18 protein-coding genes are annotated in these 18839 nt (G+C 70.5%); 10 read left to right on the top strand and 8 right to left on the bottom strand.

Annotation, left to right across the window (positions count from 1 at the left end; all coding sequences use genetic code 11):
• Positions 1 to 213: 213 nt before the first annotated feature.
• Complete coding sequence (locus ACFT7S_RS30045) at positions 214 to 885, bottom strand: DUF461 domain-containing protein (protein ID WP_382737261.1); 672 nt, start codon at positions 883 to 885, stop codon at positions 214 to 216.
• A gap of 604 nt (positions 886 to 1489) precedes the next feature.
• Between ACFT7S_RS30045 and ACFT7S_RS30040 the strand changes: the two genes are divergently transcribed.
• From ACFT7S_RS30040 to rlmB, 5 genes are all read left to right on the top strand, one after another.
• Positions 1490 to 1972, top strand: a complete 483-nt coding sequence (locus tag ACFT7S_RS30040; RefSeq protein WP_006380568.1) for a CarD family transcriptional regulator — start codon at positions 1490 to 1492, stop codon at positions 1970 to 1972.
• 312 nt (positions 1973 to 2284) lie between these two features.
• Positions 2285 to 3049: a 2-C-methyl-D-erythritol 4-phosphate cytidylyltransferase gene (ispD, locus tag ACFT7S_RS30035; protein WP_382737259.1), complete on the top strand. Its 765-nt coding sequence runs from the start codon at positions 2285 to 2287 to the stop codon at positions 3047 to 3049.
• Positions 3039 to 3554 (top strand): 2-C-methyl-D-erythritol 2,4-cyclodiphosphate synthase, encoded by a 516-nt coding sequence (gene ispF, locus ACFT7S_RS30030; protein WP_382737257.1) that lies wholly within the window; start codon positions 3039 to 3041, stop codon positions 3552 to 3554. Before ispD ends, ispF begins: the two co-directional genes overlap by 11 nt.
• Positions 3555 to 4103: 549 nt before the next feature.
• On the top strand, positions 4104 to 5504 hold the full coding sequence (cysS, locus tag ACFT7S_RS30025; protein ID WP_382737255.1) for a cysteine--tRNA ligase: 1401 nt from the start codon (positions 4104 to 4106) through the stop codon (positions 5502 to 5504).
• Positions 5505 to 5611: 107 nt separating this feature from the next.
• A complete protein-coding gene (gene rlmB / locus ACFT7S_RS30020) occupies positions 5612 to 6568 on the top strand; it encodes a 23S rRNA (guanosine(2251)-2'-O)-methyltransferase RlmB (protein ID WP_382737253.1) in 957 nt (318 codons plus the stop codon).
• 79 nt (positions 6569 to 6647) lie between these two features.
• Here the strand turns inward: rlmB and ACFT7S_RS30015 are convergent, their stop codons facing one another.
• The 7 genes from ACFT7S_RS30015 to ACFT7S_RS29985 are packed head-to-tail and all read right to left on the bottom strand — an operon-like array spanning position 6648 to position 13301.
• Complete coding sequence (locus tag ACFT7S_RS30015) at positions 6648 to 8195, bottom strand: glycosyltransferase family 2 protein (protein ID WP_382737251.1); 1548 nt, start codon at positions 8193 to 8195, stop codon at positions 6648 to 6650.
• Positions 8192 to 9076, bottom strand: coding sequence for an ABC transporter permease (locus ACFT7S_RS30010; RefSeq protein WP_382737249.1), 885 nt, complete (start codon positions 9074 to 9076; stop codon positions 8192 to 8194). Before ACFT7S_RS30010 ends, ACFT7S_RS30015 begins: the two co-directional genes overlap by 4 nt.
• Complete coding sequence (locus ACFT7S_RS30005; protein ID WP_382737247.1) at positions 9057 to 9773, bottom strand: ABC transporter ATP-binding protein; 717 nt, start codon at positions 9771 to 9773, stop codon at positions 9057 to 9059. The genes ACFT7S_RS30010 and ACFT7S_RS30005 overlap by 20 nt, the downstream gene beginning before the upstream one ends.
• A gap of 4 nt (positions 9774 to 9777) precedes the next feature.
• A complete protein-coding gene (locus ACFT7S_RS30000) occupies positions 9778 to 10989 on the bottom strand; it encodes a sulfate adenylyltransferase subunit 1 (protein ID WP_382737245.1) in 1212 nt (403 codons plus the stop codon).
• A 1-nt stretch (position 10990) separates the two neighbouring features.
• Positions 10991 to 11905: a sulfate adenylyltransferase subunit CysD gene (gene cysD, locus ACFT7S_RS29995; protein ID WP_382737243.1), complete on the bottom strand. Its 915-nt coding sequence runs from the start codon at positions 11903 to 11905 to the stop codon at positions 10991 to 10993.
• Complete coding sequence (cysC, locus tag ACFT7S_RS29990; protein WP_382737241.1) at positions 11902 to 12459, bottom strand: adenylyl-sulfate kinase; 558 nt, start codon at positions 12457 to 12459, stop codon at positions 11902 to 11904. The genes cysD and cysC overlap by 4 nt, the downstream gene beginning before the upstream one ends.
• Positions 12453 to 13301, bottom strand: coding sequence for a sulfotransferase family protein (locus tag ACFT7S_RS29985; RefSeq protein WP_382737239.1), 849 nt, complete (start codon positions 13299 to 13301; stop codon positions 12453 to 12455). Before ACFT7S_RS29985 ends, cysC begins: the two co-directional genes overlap by 7 nt.
• Before the next feature lie 202 nt (positions 13302 to 13503).
• Here ACFT7S_RS29985 and ACFT7S_RS29980 point away from each other — a divergent pair, with 202 nt between their 5' ends.
• The 5 genes from ACFT7S_RS29980 to ACFT7S_RS29960 are packed head-to-tail and all read left to right on the top strand — an operon-like array spanning position 13504 to position 18753.
• The gene (locus ACFT7S_RS29980) at positions 13504 to 14571 is read left to right on the top strand and encodes a glucose-1-phosphate thymidylyltransferase (protein ID WP_382737237.1); all 1068 of its coding nucleotides are present in this window, start codon (positions 13504 to 13506) and stop codon (positions 14569 to 14571) included.
• Complete coding sequence (gene rfbB / locus ACFT7S_RS29975) at positions 14568 to 15578, top strand: dTDP-glucose 4,6-dehydratase (protein WP_382737235.1); 1011 nt, start codon at positions 14568 to 14570, stop codon at positions 15576 to 15578. The genes ACFT7S_RS29980 and rfbB overlap by 4 nt, the downstream gene beginning before the upstream one ends.
• Entirely contained in the window at positions 15575 to 16522 is a 948-nt protein-coding gene (gene rfbD, locus ACFT7S_RS29970) for a dTDP-4-dehydrorhamnose reductase (RefSeq protein ID WP_382737233.1), read from the top strand. Before rfbB ends, rfbD begins: the two co-directional genes overlap by 4 nt.
• Positions 16522 to 17124 carry a dTDP-4-dehydrorhamnose 3,5-epimerase gene (gene rfbC, locus ACFT7S_RS29965; protein WP_382737231.1) on the top strand — a complete coding sequence of 201 codons (603 nt, stop codon included), beginning with the start codon at positions 16522 to 16524 and terminating at the stop codon, positions 17122 to 17124. Before rfbD ends, rfbC begins: the two co-directional genes overlap by 1 nt.
• A gap of 60 nt (positions 17125 to 17184) precedes the next feature.
• Positions 17185 to 18753, top strand: a complete 1569-nt coding sequence (locus tag ACFT7S_RS29960; RefSeq protein ID WP_382737229.1) for a DoxX family protein — start codon at positions 17185 to 17187, stop codon at positions 18751 to 18753.
• The last annotated feature ends 86 nt before the right edge of the window (positions 18754 to 18839 follow it).

The following is an 18839-nucleotide window of genomic DNA, read 5'->3' as shown; positions in this document are numbered from 1 at the left end:
GGTCCGGCACAGTGCTCCGATGCCCGCGAAGCGGTGCGAGGTGCGCACGCGGGATGGTGCTCGAGCCGGACCCGGGGGCGCCGCGCTACCTGGTGACGGTCCGCGCGGTCTGGGCTACAAGTTCGAGCCGTAAACCGACAGGTGAACGAGCCGCATGCGAAAAGGGGCGCCTCCTGGCCGGGAGGCGCCCCTTTCACATGTACGTACGTGGGGTCAGTGCCCCGTCGCTGCGGTCTCCGATGCGGACGCCCCGGTGTCCGGGCTCGTCGAGCCGGTCACCGGTTCCGTCGGCGTACCGGACGGAGCGCCCGGCGTCTCGGAGGCGGCCCCCGAAGGAGTCTGGGCGGGCGTCGGCTTCGGCGCCACGGGCAGCGAGCTCGGGCCGAAGCCCTTGAAGAAGGTCGTCGACGGGACGACGGTGGCACCCAGCTCGACGTCGCCGGTCTCGCTGAACTTGAAAACGACCGTCTGGACGTCACCGTTGCGAGCGGCCTCGTGGCCGTTCTCGATCACGGCGGCCGCGTTGCCCTTTCCGCCGAGCAGGACCGAGCCGCCGGCCGGTACGACGACCGGGCCCTTGCCCTTGGCGGCGTGCAGCTTCACCGGGGTGTCGCTGCCCGGCAGCGTGATGGCCTCCAGGACCTCACGCTTGGTGCCGTTGTTGAACACCATGGCGGAGACGACTGCCGGACCCTCGGCACCGTGCTCGGGCTGAGTGATGACGTTCGCGTTCTGGATCTTGATGTTGTCGACGGCAGTGGCTGCGTTGTCCGGCCTGACCTGGAGCGTCTGTGCGTCGTTGCCCGCGCTGCACGCGGACATCGAAGCGATCGAGAACACGATGGCAGTGGCGGCGAGGGCGCCGTGTCGAAGGCTGCGGCTCACGGCGGCGGCAACTCCTTGAACGTTCGGACTGCGGACTTCGGACTCTGCGGACGCGAAGGGCGAGCGGCGTAAAGCCGCCCTAAGTGTGTGTCAGCACGCTCAGGTTACCGAGCCGCGCTCCCCGCCCCGCACCCGACCCGCCTCCTACGGCACCCGGGCATGACCGGCGTGCCCGTGCTCGCGCCGATTCACCCTCCGTTCGCATAACCCCGGTGATCAATTTCCGAGGCGTGGCGCATTCCGCGCACATAATCCTCACGCGTGCCGAAGGCGTGGCGGCCGTTGATCAATTTCATTGACCATCGACCACTTACGTCCGTACGGGTGATCGATCTCCGAACGGACTACGGAAAGTTCATCATCTGGAATCCGGCAAACCGGGACGTTCGGCACCTTCGGAACAGGTTCCGGCGGGTGTAACGCCCGCGTTTCACCTCGACCGCACAGCCGCTCCGACCTGCGAATACCGCGTTCCGGAAGCCTTCCGCAGCACGTTCCTGTCGCTGTTGTCAAGCCCCGAGATATGCCCTGACCTGCGAAAACGCCATTCAGGAGAAGCTGTTCTCGTGTTACTCTGGATAGCCACGGAAGGGGTACCTGTCACATGACGTTCAAGGTTGGCGACACCGTGGTCTATCCCCATCACGGGGCCGCGCTGATCGAGGCAATTGAGACTCGCCAGATCAAAGGCGTGGACAAGACCTACTTGGTGCTCAAGGTCGCCCAGGGTGACTTGACGGTTCGTGTCCCGGCGGACAACGCGGAGTTCGTCGGAGTGCGCGACGTGGTCGGGCAAGAGGGACTGGACCGGGTCTTCGAGGTGCTGCGCGCACCGTACGCCGAAGAGCCGACGAACTGGTCCCGGCGTTACAAGGCAAATCTCGAGAAGCTCGCCTCCGGCGATGTCATCAAGGTCGCGGAAGTGGTTCGTGACCTGTGGCGTCGTGAGCGCGAGCGCGGTCTCTCCGCAGGTGAAAAGCGCATGCTCGCCAAGGCCCGCCAGATTCTGGTGAGTGAGCTCGCTCTCGCGGAGAACACGAACGAGGACAAGGCCGAGGCTCTGCTCGACGAGGTCCTCGCGTCCTGAACCGGATCGCACCGGTCGTATGAATATGCCGCGGTGCCCGCTGACCAGCCGTATTTACGCTGTGTCGCCGGGCGCTGCGGCATGTCCGGCTCCCAATGCGGTGCCCTTAATCAGCCGTTCTTCACCAGCTCAATTCAGCCATGCGCGCGCATTGAGCGGCCGGTGAGGCTTGTTCGACCAGGTGTCACGGAAGGGTCCCGGTCAAGTCAAGCGTCCCGCCCGGCTCTCCCCCAACCTACGGCCGGGGGTACCCCCAGGCCATACCCATGTCGGCCGTGGAAACAAACCTGCCGAAGCTTCGGAGTGCAACCGATGTCACTGATGTCACCGACGCCTGACGAATCGCGCCCTCCCCGCACCGCTGCGGTGATCCCCGCAGCCGGCCGGGGCGTACGTCTCGGGCCGGGCGCGCCCAAGGCGCTCCGCGCTCTCAGCGGGACCCCGATGCTGATCCACGCGGTCCGGGCCATGGCGGCGTCCCGCGCCGTCAGCCTGGTCGTCGTGGTCGCTCCGCCGGACGGCGCGCCCGAGGTGAAGAACCTCCTCGACGAACACGCCCTGCCCGAGCGCACCGACTATCTGGTCGTGCCCGGCGGCGAAACCCGCCAGGAATCGGTGAAGCTCGGCCTCGACGCGCTGCCCGCCGACATCTCCGTCGTCCTCGTCCACGACGCGGCCCGCCCGCTCGTGCCGGTCGACACCGTGGACGCGGTGGTCGAGGCCGTACGCGACGGGGCGCCCGCCGTCGTACCCGCCCTGCCGCTCGCCGACACCGTCAAGGAAGTCGAGCCGGGGCCCCGGGGCGAACCGGAGCCGGTGCTCGCCACTCCCGTACGCGCCAGGCTGCGCGCCGTGCAGACACCCCAGGGCTTCGACCGCGACACGCTCGTCCGCGCCCACACGACCGTCGCTGTCGACGGCGAGGGAGCCACCGACGACGCGGGCATGGTGGAGCAGCTCGGAGCGCCGGTCGTCGTCGTGCCGGGGCACGAAGAGGCATTCAAGGTGACCAGGCCGCTCGACCTGCTGCTGGCCGAAGCGGTTCTCGCACGCCGGAGGGCGAACGATGCATTCTGACCGGCAGCCGGCTCCCGTGATCCCCCTGGTCGGGATCGGGACCGACATCCACGCGTTCGAAGAGGGACGCGAGCTGTGGTGCGCGGGGCTGCTGTGGGAGGGCGAGGGCCCGGGCCTGGCCGGCCACTCCGACGCGGACGTGGTCGCGCACGCCGCCTGCAACGCACTGTTCTCGGCCGCCGGCCTGGGCGACCTCGGCCGGCACTTCGGTACGGGGCGCCCCGAATGGTCGGGCGCCTCGGGCGTCACGCTGCTCACCGAGGCGGCGCGGATCGTGCGGTCCTCGGGGTACGAGATCGGCAACGTGGCCGTGCAGGTCGTCGGCGTACGGCCGAAGATCGGCAAGCGCCGCGAGGAGGCCCAGAAGGTCCTGGCCGCCGCGGTCGGCGCCCCGGTCTCCCTCTCCGCCGCCACCTCCGACGGCCTCGGCTTCACCGGCCGCGGCGAGGGGATCGCGGGCATTGCGACGGCGCTGGTGTACCGCGTCGCACCGCCCTCCGCCTGACCGGTGGGTGGTCGGGTGGGGTTGCCCGGGTCGTCACCTGGCCGGTGGTGGGTTGGGTGGGGCCCCTCCGGAGTGTCTCCTCGGGACGGGCGCGGCACCCGGGTCCGTAAGCGAGCCCGGCTCCTACGCCCGCCCCTACGGAGACCCTCCTGCACGGCCCCACCCACGTATCGCGGTCACTGCGACCCGGTGGCACGGGACGCGGACACGTACCCGGCGGCCCCCCCGGATACCCCAGGCGGCACGGCCCGCACTGAACCACCGGCCGGTCCGGGGCCGTGCAGGAGGGTCCCCGCAGGGTGACGAACGGATACCCGGGTTCCCATCCGTACCCGCCGAACGTTCGTTGCCCGAGGAGACACTCCGGAGGGGCACCGGACCACCCCGGACGGGCAAGCCCGGACCGGGGCACCACAACTCAGCCCGTCCGGCGCTTGAGGACAAAAACCGGGCCCAAGGACCGGGGCGCCAGAACAGCCCGTCCGGCGCTTGAAGACGGAACCCCCGCCAAGGACCCGGGCACTGGTGCGCGCCCACTACCCTTGAGGCGTGACTATTCGCCTGCATGACACCAGCGCCCGGAAGATCCGTGATTTCGTTCCGCTCACAGCGGGCTGTGTCTCGATCTACCTCTGTGGCGCGACTGTCCAGGCCGCCCCCCATATCGGGCACATCCGGTCGGGCCTGAACTTCGACATCATGCGCCGCTGGTTCGAGTACCGCGGCTACGACGTCACGTTCATCCGGAACGTCACCGACATCGACGACAAGATCATCAGCAAGTCGGCCGAACAGGGCCGCCCCTGGTGGTCGATCGGGTACGAGAACGAGCGCGCGTTCAACGACGGCTACGACGCGCTCGGCTGCCTCCCGCCCACGTACGAACCGCGCGCCACCGGCCACATCACCGAGATGGTCGAGATGATGCGCGGTCTCATCGAGCGCGGTCACGCCTACGAGTCCGACGGCAACGTCTACTTCGACGTGCGTTCGTTCCCCGGCTATCTGGAGCTCTCCAACCAGGAGCTGGACGATCTGCGCCAGCCGTCGGGCGACGGCGAGACCGGCAAGCGGGACCAGCGCGACTTCGCCATGTGGAAGTCCGCCAAGCCCGGCGAGCCCAGCTGGGAGACCCCGTGGGGCCGCGGCAGGCCCGGCTGGCACCTGGAGTGCTCGGCCATGGCGCACAAGTACCTCGGCACCGCCTTCGACATCCACGGCGGCGGCATCGACCTGATCTTCCCGCACCACGAGAACGAGATCGCCCAGGCCAAGGCGTACGGCGACGAGTTCGCGAAGTACTGGGTGCACAACGGCTGGGTCACCATGGCCGGCGAGAAGATGTCGAAGTCGCTCGGCAACTCCGTGCTGGTCAGCGAGATGGTCAAGGCGTGGCGCCCCATCGTGCTGCGGTACTACCTCGGCACCCCGCACTACCGGTCGATGATCGAGTACAGCGAGGAGGCACTGCGCGAGGCGGAGTCCGCGTTCGCGCGGATCGAGGGCTTCGTGCAGCGCGTCACCGAGAAGGCGGGGGAGACGGTCGAGCCCGCCGCCGAGGTGCCGCCCGCGTTCGCCGAGGCGATGGACGACGACCTGGGCGTCCCGCAGGCGCTCGCGATCGTCCACACCACGGTCCGCCAGGGCAACTCCGCCCTCGCCGCCGACGACAAGGAAGCCGCTGTCGCCCGCCTCGCAGAGGTACGCGCCATGCTGACGGTCCTCGGCCTCGACCCGCTCGACCCGCACTGGGCGGGCGAGAGCGACCGCGGCGAGGACCTTCACGGCGTCGTCGACACCCTCGTACGACTCGTTCTTGATCAGCGCCAGTCGGCACGCGCCCGTAAGGACTGGGCCGCCGCCGACGCGATTCGCGACCAGCTCAACCAGTCCGGTCTCGTCATCGAGGACAGCCCCAGCGGTCCCCGATGGACCCTGGGACCGCGCTAGAAAGACCTTTCGGCACCGGCCTGACCGGCGCAAATGTGCCGCCTGGCGTTCCGGGCGGCACACTTTCACTTGTAGACATATTTCTGAAGCAACGAAACAGGTAGGTCATGGCCGGGAACAGCCAGCGCAAGAACCGCCGCACGTCCAACAAGAAGGGCATGCAGGTCGGCAGCGGTGGCCAGCGACGCCGTGGTCTCGAAGGCAAGGGACCGACGCCGCCGGCCGAGGCCCGTAAGAAGCACAAGAAGAACCGCATCGCGACCGCCAAGGCCAAGCAGGCCGCGGTCCGCCGTCCGGCTCCCCGCCGCGGCGGCGCCAAGGGCACGTCCGAGATGGTCGTCGGCCGCAACCCGGTGTTCGAGGCGCTGCGCGACGGTGTCCCCGCGACCACGCTCTACGTCCAGCAGTACATCGACAACGACGAGCGGGTGCGCGAGGCGCTCCAGCTCGCGGGTGCGCGCGGCAACATCAACCTGATGGAGGCCCCGCGCCCCGAGCTCGACCGGATGACGAACGGCCTGAACCACCAGGGCCTCGTCCTCCAGGTCCCGCCGTACGAGTACGCGCACCCGGAGGACCTCACCGCCGCCGCGTACGACAACGGCGAGGACCCGCTGATCGTCGCCCTCGACGGGGTCACCGACCCGCGCAACCTCGGTGCGATCGTCCGCTCCGTGTCCGCGTTCGGCGGCCACGGCGTGGTCGTGCCGGAGCGCCGCGCGGCCGGGATGACGGCCGGTGCCTGGAAGTCCTCGGCGGGTACGGCGGCCCGTACGCCGGTCTCCCGTGTCACCAACCTGACGCGGGCCCTGGAGGGCTACCAGAAGGCCGGCATCACGGTCGTGGGCCTGGCGGCCGACGGCGAGCACACGGTCGAGGACCTGGAGGCCCTGGCGGGTCCGGTCGTCATCGTGATCGGCAGCGAGGGCAAGGGCCTGGGCCGGCTCGTCGGCGAGACCTGTGACTACCGTGTGCGGATCTCGATGCCGGGCGGCGCCGAGTCGCTGAACGCCGGTGTGGCCGCGGGCATCGTGCTGTACGAGGTGGCGCGCCGCCGGGCGTGACCACCCGGTACGGGCAACGGGCCTGCCCGGTGAGGTTCCACCGGACAGGCCCGGAGTGGTGAGCGCGGCAGGGCCGTGCTCAGAGGAGCCTGCGCAGGCGGGCCAGCGCCTGGCGGGCCCGGCGTCGCGCCGAACGTTTGGCGCGGGTCAGCCGACTGCGGTGCCGGCGGTCGGTGACGACCGGTGGGGCACCGTCCGTGGCGATGGTCAGTGAGATCGCCAGGTCCGCGTCCCGCTGCCAGCCACAACTGGTGATCCGTACCTTCAGGTCCCAGGTTCCCGCGTTCCGGCCGGAGTTGAGGGTGTCGGGCGCCAGCCGTGCCACCGTGGTGTGGAGCACACCGAAGCCGCTCTCCTCGCCGCCCTCCACGGGCAGCCGTGCGAAGGACGTGGTCGCGGGGAGAAAGAACTCCTCGCCGCCGCCACCGCTCCGGCGCGCCAGGATGTCCATCCGGGCGGAGCGGAGCCGCTGCGTCACATCGAGGATCTCCGGGGCGATGTCCGGCACGGGGACGGCGAGTGTGTCGGTGCCGCGTGAGGTGCGGGTGAAGGGCGGCGCGGTCCTGCCGGAGCGCAGCTCGCCCGTTGCCGTGATCTCCAGCGACGGGGAGACCCGGGCCGACGCCTGAGCCCGTATCCCGGACTCCCAGCGGGCCAGCTCCTGGACCGACCCGATGTCGTTGCGCACGAGTAGTTCCGCGGCCACCCGGCGGCTGGCAGGCAGCCCGGCCGCGACCGACGGCGCGAACCGTTCGGTGACCAGCGTCCGCGCCTCGCGGAAGAAGTCGGCCCGCCACTCCTCGGGCGCGTCCAGGAACCGGCGCCCGCTCAGCCGGTCGATGATTTCCACGCGCAGCCACCGCCGGTGCAGCTTGTCCCGCAGCGTGCCCGGCTCCGTGTGCTGGTCGACGATGTCGAGGGCCTCGCGGAGGTTGCCGAAGTATCCGGCCGGGTCGAAGCGGCGGAAGCCCGCGTTCGAGGCGTCGGGGCGGGCCACGTGGTAGTAGCAGACGTAGTCGGAGAGTACCGAGATCCGCCGGGCCGCGAAGTAGGCCGCGGTGACGAAGACATGGTCCTCCAGGCGCCGGTCGCCCTCGGGGAAGCGCAGCGTGTGTTCCAGGAGGAAGTCGCGGCGGAACATCTTGTGCGGGGTGAGACTGTCGATGAGCGGGGCGTTCGCGAGCGTGGCGGCCGGATGGTTCGTGCGGAAGAGTTCGCGCGGTACGTTGCGTCTCCTGCCCGACATCCTGCCCACGATCACGTCCGCGTCGTTGACGACGGCGTACGCGTACAGCCGCTGCAGTGCCTCGTCACCGAGCCAGTCGTCGTTGTCGACGAACTGGATGTAGGTGCCGCGTGCCTGGTCGATCCCGAGGTTGCGGGGCCGGGACGGCCAGCCGGAGTTGGGGATGTGCCGGACGGCCATGTGCGGGTGGGTGGCGGCGAGTTCGTCGAGCCGGGCTCCTGTGCCGTCGGTCGAACCGTCGTCGACGAATATCACCTCGAAGTCGTCGGGCGACATGGTCTGACGCAGCAGGGAGGCGATCAGATCGTCGATGTGCGGGCCCGGGTTGTAGACCGGGACGACCACGCTGACCTTGGGAACAGTGGGGCGGGGGGTGCTCATGGGAGTCGCTGGTGCCTTTCGGGGAGCAGGCCGCGGATGCGGAGCACCCGGCGTTCGGCCGGTGCGAAGACCGCTGATTCGACGGCGATCCCGACCGCGAGGATCAGGACCACCGCGGCCAGGACGAGAGCGGGATCGGCTTGCTGCTTGCCGGAGTTGAGGAGTTGACCCACGCCTGGAAGGGGTGTGGCGGTGATCAGTTCGGCGGTCATGAGCGCCCGCCAGCCGAAGGTCCAGCCGTGCCGCAGGGCGGCCACGAGTCCGGGGAGTGCGGCGGGCAGCAGGATGTGTCGCGCGTAATCCCGGCCGGTGGCCCCGAGTGAGCGCCCGGCCCGCAGCAGCAGGGGCGGGATCTGACCGAGAGCCCCGGCCAGGCCGAGTGCCACGGACGGGACGGCCCCGAGCAGGACGACCGCGTACACGGCCTGTTCGGACTCGCCGAGGACGATCACGGCGAGCGGCACGAGCCCGGCGGCGGGAAGCGACTGGAGGGCGGACAGGACGGGGGACAGGGCGCTGCGGGCCGCGCGGACGCGGTGGATCAGCAGGCCCGTCAGGGTGCCGAGGAGGACGGACGCGGTGAAGCCGGCCGCTGTGCGCAGCAGGCTGTGCCCGAGTGCGGGCAGCAGCGTGCCGTCGCGCCAGGCGGCGGCGAGGGACGCGGCGACCGCGGTGGGGGAGGGGAGCGCGGCGGAGAGGTGGAGGGCGTACGCGGCCTGCCAGAACAGGAGGACGCCGAGGAGGGCGAGGACCGGGGCCACCGCCGCGGGCCTGCGGCGGGGCGGGAGGGAGGCGGAGGAGAGGGCTGCGGGCGGGGTCTCCAGGGTGTCGAGGCCGTCCGAGACCGCGGTTGCGCCCGGGTCAGGGGTTGCTACGGGCATGGCGGCCGATCTCCTTCCGCAGGAGGCCCGTGATCGTGGCGGTGTCGGCCCCGGGGGTATTGCCGCGCCACTCGTGCGCGATGCGGCCGGGGCGGGACGCCAGCAGGATGATCCGGGTGCCGAGCCGGACGGCCTCCGAGACGTTGTGGGTGACGAACACGACGGTGAGCCGGTGCTCGAGCCACACCTCGGTGAGCACGTCGTGCAGCACGTCCCTGGTGATCGCGTCGAGCGCGGCGAACGGCTCGTCCATCAGGAGGACGCTGCCGCCCTGCGCGAGCGAACGGGCCAGGGCCACGCGTTGCCGCATCCCGCCGGAGAGCGCATGCACGGGCAGTGCGTACGCGTCGGGGAGCCGTACCAGCGTGAGCAGCCGCTCCGCCTCGGCCCGCCACAAGGGCTTCGGTACGCCGCGCAGCCTGAGCGCGAGCACGACGTTGGCGCCTGCGGTCAGCCAGGGGAACAAGGCGTGTTCCTGGAACATCAGGGCGGGCCGGGGGTCGGGCAGGGACACGGTCCCGGAGACGGGCCGGTCCAGTCCGGCCAGCAGATTCAGGAGGGTGGACTTCCCGGAGCCGGACGCGCCGAGCACGCACATGAACTCCCCGTCCTCGATGGTCAGGTCGACCGAGTCGAGTACGGGCGCAGTGCCGGGCGCGTAGGCGTGGGTGACCGAGGTCAGGGAGAGAGCCGGCACACGATCACCGGGCCATGCCCGCGGTGAGCGTGGCACCGTCGGCCGGGTCGATCAGCAGGAACGACCCGGTGCGGCGGGAGACGGCGTACGGGTCGAGGGCCAGGGGCTCGGCGGTACGCAGGTGGAGCCGGCCGAGGTCGTTGGCGGTGAGCCCGTCGGGCGCGCCCGGGAGGTCCGTGACGATGGCCTTGACCGTACGGGTGGTGTGCTTGAGCAGGACCCGGTCGCCGATGCGCAGGGGCCGGTCGTGCAGATGGCAGGCGTCCGCTGTGACGTCCCGGGTGAGGGGCGGTGCGGTGGCCACGTGGGCGAGCAGGTCGCCGCGCGCGATGTCGAGTTGCTCGGTCGTGCGGAGGGTGAGGGAGTCGGAGGCGTATGCCTCGGTGACGGGTTCGCCGAGCCGGTCGAGGGCGGCGACCGTGGACGTACGGCCGGTGGGCAGGACGACGACCGGATCGCCGACGCGCAGCGTGCCGGACTCCAGCCGGCCCGCGTAGTGGCGCTCCTCGCCGTGACGGATGACGTACTGGACGGGGAAGCGCGCCGGCCGGTCCGTCAGGTCGTCGCCGGTCGGGACGGTCTCCAGATGGTCCAGGAGTGTCGGTCCCTCGTACCAGTCCATGCGGGGCGAGGGGAGCACCACGTTGTCGCCGTCGAGCGCGGACAGGGGGATCGCCGTGAAGCGGGGAAGGGCCGCGCCGAGGTCGTGGGCGTGGTGCGCGAAGTCGTCGGTGATGCGGCTGAATTCCTTCTCCGACCAGTCCACCAGGTCCATTTTGTTGACGGCCAGCACGATGTGCGGGACGCGCAGCAGGGCGGCGACGGCGGCGTGCCTGCGGGTCTGTTCGACGACGCCGTGGCGGGCGTCGACCAGGACGACGGCGAGGTCGGCGGTCGAGGCGCCGGTGACCATGTTGCGGGTGTACTGCACATGGCCGGGTGTGTCGGCGAGGATGAAGCGACGGCGGGGTGTCGCGAAGTAGCGGTAGGCGACGTCGATGGTGATGCCCTGCTCGCGCTCGGCCCGCAGTCCGTCGGTCAGCAGTGCCAGGTCGGGCGCCTCCTGGCCACGGTCCCGCGATGCGCGCGCGACGGCTTCGAGCTGGTCGGTGAGTACGGACTTGGAGTCGTGGAGAAGGCGGCCGACGAGCGTGGACTTGCCGTCGTCGACGGAGCCCGCGGTGGCGAAGCGGAGGGTGTCCGCGGTGCTGGTCATGTCAGAAGTACCCTTCGCGCTTGCGGTCTTCCATCGCGGCCTCGGACATCTTGTCGTCGGCGCGGGTCGCGCCCCGCTCGGTGAGACGGGAGGCGGCGATCTCGGTGATGACGGCGTCCAGGGTGGTGGCGTCGGAGTCGACGGCGCCGGTGCAGGACATGTCGCCGACGGTGCGGTAGCGCACGAGCCGGGTCTCGACGGTTTCGTGGTCCTTGGGGCCGCCCCAGTCGCCCGCGGTGAGCCACATGCCGGAGCGGTTGAAGACCTCGCGTTCGTGGGCGAAGTAGATCTCGGGGAGCTCGATGCCCTCGCGCTCGATGTACTGCCAGACGTCGAGCTCGGTCCAGTTGGAGATCGGGAAGACCCGGACGTGCTCACCGGGCGCGTGGCGGCCGTTGTAGAGCTGCCACAGCTCGGGGCGCTGACGGCGCGGGTCCCACTGCGAGAACTCGTCGCGCAGCGAGAAGACCCGCTCCTTGGCGCGCGCCTTCTCCTCGTCGCGGCGTCCGCCGCCGAACACGGCGTCGAAGCGGAGCTGCTGGATGGCCTCGGTCAGCGGCACGGTCTGGAGTGGGTTGCGGGTGCCGTCGGGGCGCTCGCGGAGCTTCCCGGCGTCGATGTACTCCTGCACGGAGGCGACGTGCAGCCGCAGCCCGTGCTTCTCGACGGTGCGGTCCCGGTACTCCAGGACCTCGGGGAAGTTGTGCCCGGTGTCGACGTGCAGCAGCGTGAACGGCACCGGCGCCGGCGCGAACGCCTTGAGCGCCAGGTGCAGCATCAGGATCGAGTCCTTGCCGCCGGAGAACAGGATCACCGGCCGCTCGAACTCACCCGCCACCTCGCGGAAGATGTGCACCGCCTCCGACTCCAGGGAGTCCAGATGCCCACGGAGGACCGGGGCGGTCGGCGCGGTCATGACGTGCCCCTTCCGTCGAGCAGTTCGTGTACGGCCGCCGCGGACTCGGCCACGCTCCGCCGGTGCGCCTCGATCCGCAGGTCGGGCGACTCGGGCGCCTCGTAGGGGTCGTCGACCCCGGTGAGGCCACGGATCTCGCCCGCTGCCTGCTTGGCGTACAGACCCTTCACGTCACGTTCGGAACACACCTCGACGGGGGTCGTGACATGCACCTCCAGATACGGCGTGCCGCTCCTGGCATGCCGGTTCCGTACGGCCGCCCGGCTGTCCGCGTACGGCGCGATGACCGGCACGAGGGCGACGATTCCGTTGCGCGCCAGGACCTCGGCGACCAGACCGATCCGCTGGACGTTGGTGTTCCGGTCCTCCCGGGAGAAGCCGAGGCCCGCGGAGAGGAACTCCCGGATCTCGTCACCGTCCAGCACCTCCACCCGGCGGTCCTGCTCGCGCAGTCGCTGCTCCACGGCCCTGGCGATGGTGGTCTTCCCTGCGCTGGGCAGACCGGTCAGCCAGACGGTCGCCCCGCCGCAGGGGATACGGGTGGCGCTCAGCACTTGTACCCCCAGGCACGGGTGACGGCGCGCAGACATTCGGGGACCTCGTCCGGTTCCGGCAATTTTCTGGCCCGCTGAATTTCGCCGGATTTGATGGTGTCGCTCCAGTCCCCGATGAAAGCCTGAAAGGGGCCGTGGTCCTGCTTGCCGTAATGCAGCATGGCCGGATTCCATTCGACCCCGATGAATTCACAGATGGACCGGGTGACGGCCGCCGGGTCCTCGGTGAGGTCCTCGTACCGGACGGTGAGGCCGGGCAGTGATATGCGGGCCTCCTCCACCGCGTCCACGTAGGTCTTCACCTCGGTGGCGGTCTGCGCGGGATCGCGGTCCGGCCGGCCGTTGATGAGCGAGCTGACCATCGATGCGGGGTGGCGGAGCAGGAAGAGATACCGCGCCTCGGGCCACGCCCGGTGCAGGCGCTGCCAGATCAGGGCATTGCCCGGTGTCTTGTCGATGATGACGTCCTTGCCGCTGTGCACCAGTTCCCGATGGAGCACCCGGTCCCACAGCAGATGCTCCAACTCCTCCTGGTCCAGGCCCAGATTGGCCATGGCCTTCTCCGTGTACGCCTTGGACTGGCGGACCTCCAGGGTGCGCAGATGCATCTCGTGCGGGGCGCGGAGCGCCGGGTGGCTGTTCAGCAGAACCCGCAGCAGCGTCGACCCGGAACGTACGGAGGAGATGACGAACACCGGGTCGGGTACCAGCCGCTCGCCCCGGGGTGCGGGCCGGGCGCGCACCGGTTCTACGGCGCCCGGTGCGCCCAGGGCCTTGACGGCGCGGAGCGCCCGGCGGGCGCGACGGCCGACCGCCCGCACCCGTGGATCGTGCAGCAACATCGGGTTCGTACCTCCTCGGGAGCAGGCGGAAATCTGCCTGCGAATGGTCATTCCTATGTCCCGAAGATGAGTCGAGAATGATGGGTTGCTGTGCGATGAATGAGATCTTTCTTAACGGAAAATTAGAGAGAAAGCCATGTTACGGTCGTCCCCCGGATGGATGAATTGCATTCTCCGTGAACCTCTTTGCTGGAGTCGCCACGTGAAAGCACTCGTACTGGCGGGAGGCAGCGGGACGCGCTTGCGCCCCATCACCCATACCTCCGCCAAACAGCTCGTGCCGGTCGCCAACAAACCCGTGCTCTTCTACGGTCTGGAAGCCATCGCGGCAGCCGGAATCACCGAGGTCGGCATCGTCGTCGGTGCCACGGCCGCCGAGATCCGTCGTGCGGTCGGCGACGGCGACCGCTTCGGGCTGCGCATCACCTATATCGAGCAGGCGGCCCCGCTCGGTCTCGCCCATGCGGTCCTCGTCGCCCGGGACTTCCTCGGCGACGACGACTTCGTCATGTATCTCGGCGACAACTTCATCATCGGCGGCATCACCGCACTCGTCGACGGATTCCGCGCCGACCGGCCCGATGCCCGGATTCTCCTCACACGGGTGGCCGACCCGTCGGCCTTCGGAGTTGCCGAACTGGACGACAAGGGAAGGGTCCTGAGCCTGGAGGAGAAGCCGGCCGAGCCGCGCAGTGACCTGGCGCTCGTCGGTGTGTATCTGTTCACCTCGGTCATCCACGAAGCCGTACGGTCCGTCGTCCCGTCCGCACGGGGCGAGTTGGAGATCACCGACGCGCTGCAACGGCTCATCGACACCGGTCACGACGTCCGCTCCACCCTGATCACCGGCTACTGGAAGGACACCGGCAACGTCACCGATCTGCTGGAGGTCAACCGGACCGTCCTGGAGACGTTCGAACCCCGTATCGACGGCACCGTCGATGCCGCGTCCGAACTGATCGGCCGGGTCGTCGTCGAACCGGGCGCCGTCGTCACGGGCTGCCGCATCGTCGGCCCCGCCGTCATCGGGGCCGGCTCCACCCTCACCGGCTGTTACGTCGGTCCGTACACCTCCATCGCCGAGAACTGCCGCATCAACGACAGCGAGATCGAGTACTCGATCGTGCTGGGCGGCGCCCGCATCGACGGCGTACGACGCGTCGAGGCGTCCCTCATCGGCCGTGAGGCCGTCGTCACCCCGGCCCCCACCGTTCCCGCCGCCCACCGCCTCATACTCGGCGACCACAGCAAGGTCCAGATCCACGCATGACGACCCGAACTTCGCGCACAGACAAGCCTGTTGACGCGCCTACCCGCGTCCTCGTCACCGGCGGCGCCGGATTCATCGGATCCGCCTACGTCCGGATGCTCCTGGGACCGCACGGCCCGGCCGGCACCACCGTCACCGTGCTCGACAAACTCACCTACGCGGGCACGCTCACCAACCTGGCATCCGTTCTGCCCGATCCCCGCCTCACCTTCGTCCGCGGCGACATCTGCGACGCGGACCTCGTCGGCCGACTCGCCGCCGGGCACGACCAGATCGTGCATTTCGCCGCGGAATCACACGTCGACCGCTCCATCGACGGCGGCGCCGCGTTCGTCGTGACCAACGCCCTCGGGACGCAGACCCTCCTCGACGCCGCCGTACGCCACGGCGTGCGCACCTTCGTCCACATCTCGACGGACGAGGTGTACGGGTCCATCGCCGAAGGCTCCTGGACCGAGGACCGGCCGCTCTCGCCGAACTCCCCCTACTCCGCGTCCAAAGCCTCCTCCGACCTCATCGCCCAGGCCTATCACCGCACCCACGGCCTCGACGTCCGCATCACCCGCTGCTCCAACAACTACGGACCCCACCAGTTCCCCGAGAAGGTCATCCCGCTCTTCGTCACCCGGCTCCTCGACGGCCTCGACGTGCCCCTATACGGCGACGGCTCACAGATCCGCGACTGGCTCCACGTCGAGGACCACTGCCGCGGCATCGAACTCGCCCGCACCGCGGGACGCCCCGGGCGTACGTACAACATCGGCGGCGGCACCGAGCTCACCAACAGGGAACTCACCGGTCTGCTCCTCGAAGCCTGCGGCTCCGGCTGGGAACACGTCCGCCACGTCGAGGACCGCAAGGGGCACGACCAGCGCTACTCCGTCGACTGGTCCCGCGCCCGCGACGAACTCGGCTACCTGCCCCGCCACGACTTCACCGCGGCGCTCGCCCGGACCGTGGCCTGGTACCGGGACAACCGCGACTGGTGGGAGCCCCTCACCTCATGAGCCGCCGGCCCCCGCGCACCCGACCCCCGCTCACCGTCCTCGTCACCGGCGCGCACGGCATGCTCGGCCGCGCCGTCACCACCGCCCTGCTGCAAGCCGGACACCACCCGGTCCCGCTCGGCCACCAGGACCTCGACATCACCCGCGCCGACGCCGTCCGCGACGCGTTCGCCACACACCGCCCGCACACCGTCGTCAACTGCGCCGCCCACACGGCGGTCGACGCGGCGGAGACCGACGAAGCGGCGGCCCACCGGCTCAACGCCGAAGGTCCCCGCCACCTGGCCGAGGCCGCCGCACACCGCGACTACTGGGCCGCCCCCGTCCACCCCACCCGCCTCATCCACATCTCCACCGACTACGTCTTCGACGGCGACACCGACCACCCGTATCCCGTCACCGCTCCCACCCGCCCCCGTACCGCCTACGGGCGCACCAAGCTCGCCGGGGAGCACGCCGTCCTCGGCACCCTTCCCGAGGCGGGCACCGTCCTGCGCACCGCCTGGCTCTACGGCGCCCATGGCAGCCACTTCCCCGCCACCATGGCCCGGCTCGCCCTCGACCCCGACCGCACCGTCCACGTCGTCGCCGACCAGTACGGCCAGCCCACCTGGACCGGAGACCTCGCCACCCGTATCGCCGCGCTGACCGACCGCCCCCACCCCGGCGTCCTGCACGCCACCAATACGGGCGAGGCCACCTGGTACGACCTGGCCCGCGAGGTCTTCACCCGGCTCGGCGCCGACCCCGGCCGGGTACGCCCCGTCACCACCGCCGAGATGCCGCGCCCCGCGCCCCGCCCGGCGCGCACCACCCTCGACCACGCCTGCTGGGCGCCCACCGGGCTGCCCCCGCTCCGCGACTGGCGCGACGCCCTCGCCGCCGCCTGGCCCACGTTGGGCCTCACTCCGACCACCGTCCCCGATCCGACCGGAGGCCCGTGATGCGGCAACTCTCCGTCCCCGGAGCCTGGCTCCACACCCCCACCGTCCACCCCGACTCCCGCGGCTCCTTCCACGAGGCCTACCGCGCGGCCGACTTCACCGACGGCGTCGGCCGGCCGCTGCGCCTCGCGCAGGCGAACGTCTCCGTATCCCGGCGCGGCGTCCTGCGCGGCGTGCACTATGCCGATGTCCCGCCCGGCCAGGGCAAATACGTGACCTGCCTGCGCGGGGCGATCCTCGATGTCGCCGTCGACCTGCGTTCCGGCTCGCCGACCTACGGGAATTGGGAAGCCGTCGAGCTCTCCGCCGCCAACCACCGGTCCCTCTACCTCGCCGAGGGCCTCGGTCACGCGTTCCTTGCACTCGACGACGACACGACCGTCATGTACCTCTGCTCGGAGGGTTACGCACCCGGTCGCGAGCACGGCATCCACCCCCTCGACCCCGAACTCGCCATTGCCTGGCCCGAAGACGTACGCCCCGTCCTGTCCGACAAGGACGCAGGCGCACCGACCCTCGCCGAAGCCGCAGCCGCCGGACGGCTTCCGGACTACGCCACCTGCCTCGCGTACGCGAGCATCCGTACCGCTACGGACTGTTGACGGGTCTCGGACACTTCGGCCGTGTCAAGGCAGTGTCCTAAACACACATCACTCGGTTAGATGAGTGTGGACACCAGAACGCCGCGGTTCGACGAACATCCCGCCCTGAGCATGACCAAGGTGGACTGCGACCCCGCGCAGGTCATCGTCAACCACGCCAGCTTCCGGGTGCAGCTCGCCCCGGGCCAGCGTGCGCGGCTGCTCGGTGGCGCCGCCGACACGGCCCGGATTCCCGCCATGAGCGGTGCCGCGGGCCGTCGCAGGAGGGCGCCCGTCGTCTGGAGCGGCAGGTCCGCGCCGGGTGATCCCGGAGCCGGCGGACTCCTCCAGGCCGTACGGAACTCCACTGCGGGCCGACTCGAAGGACGGCTCGGCGCAGGGCTCTCCGACGGGCACGCGGCGGGCGCCACGCAGGTCATCCCGCGGATCGAAGAGACCCAGCCCAACCCCGTACTCATCGCCCCGTACCAGCCCCAACGGGGCGGTGGCGGGCCCCTGTTGCCTCCGATGCGGCAGGCGGTCGGCGCGTACGACCCGGTCGATACCGGTTCGGACGACGGGTACGACGACGAGGACGCCAACGGGACCGCCCAGGAGCGGCGCAACGGCAACGACCCCGTCCGGCACGCCTATTACCCGGGCCGCCGGATGAACCTCGGGGTCGTCCTGCTCCCGATGCGCGTCTTCCTCGGCTTCATCACCATCTACGCGGGCATGGGCAAGCTCTGCGACCCCGTCTTCTTCGACGGCGGCGACCGGGGCTCCATGGTCAAGTGGCTGACCTCGCTGCACCCTTGGGCCCTCGCCGAACCGCTCCGCGACTTCGCGCTCTCGCACCCCGTCGGCGCCGGGCTCACCGTTGCCTTCCTCCAGGTCGTCGTCGGCGTTCTGACCGTGTTCGGCCTCTGGCAGCGTGTCGCCGCCTCGGTCGGGGCGCTGCTCTCCGCGGCCCTCCTGGTCACGGTCAGCTGGCGCACCGTCGCCGCCTACGACGCGCCCGACATCATCTATCTGGCCGCCTGGAGCCCGCTGATCATCGCGGGCGCACCCGTCTACTCCGTCGACGGGCGTCTCGCCGGAGAGGCGTGGCGCAAGCTCGGCCCGCGGTCCTCGATCTGGGATCTGCGCGGTCGTGTGCTGCGTCGCGGCACGGTCGTCGCCACCGTCGTTGTCGGCCTGACCCTGCTGGTCGGCTCCCTGCTGGGCGGCGCGGTCCGCTCCAGCGAGGTCGTGACCGTACCGGGCCCGCACGACTACCCGACGAACCAGCTTCCCGGCTCCCCGCTTCCCCACGAGTCCACCGGCAAGCGCCTGGCGTCACGCACTCCGGACGAGCGACGGCCCGTGCCGTCCAGTTCCAGCGCTGCCACGACGCCTTCGGCGGAGCAGTCCACGCCGGGCGCGGTCCGCGAGTCCGGGCAGGCCGCCGGCGCCGGGCAGCCCAGCCAGACTCAGGGGACCACCCAGCAGCAGGCGCCCCCGCAGGAGACCACCCCGCAGGAGCAGCCTCCGACGACCAGCGCCGGACCGACGTCCTCCGGTTCCGCCGGCACCGGGGACTCGACGGGCGGTACGGACGGCGGCGGCACCGGCGGCGGCCGCAACCCGATCGGCGGTCTGCTCGGCTGAGACGCGCGGACCAGGACAGGCAGGAGGGGCGGGGACCCGCCAACCCCTGACCGCCCCACCAGCAGTCCCCGGTCCTAACCCCCCCG

The organism is Streptomyces sp. NPDC057136 (assembly GCF_042670885.1).
GTDB lineage: Bacteria > Actinomycetota > Actinomycetes > Streptomycetales > Streptomycetaceae > Streptomyces.
This window is presented reverse-complemented; position numbering and strand designations above follow the sequence as displayed.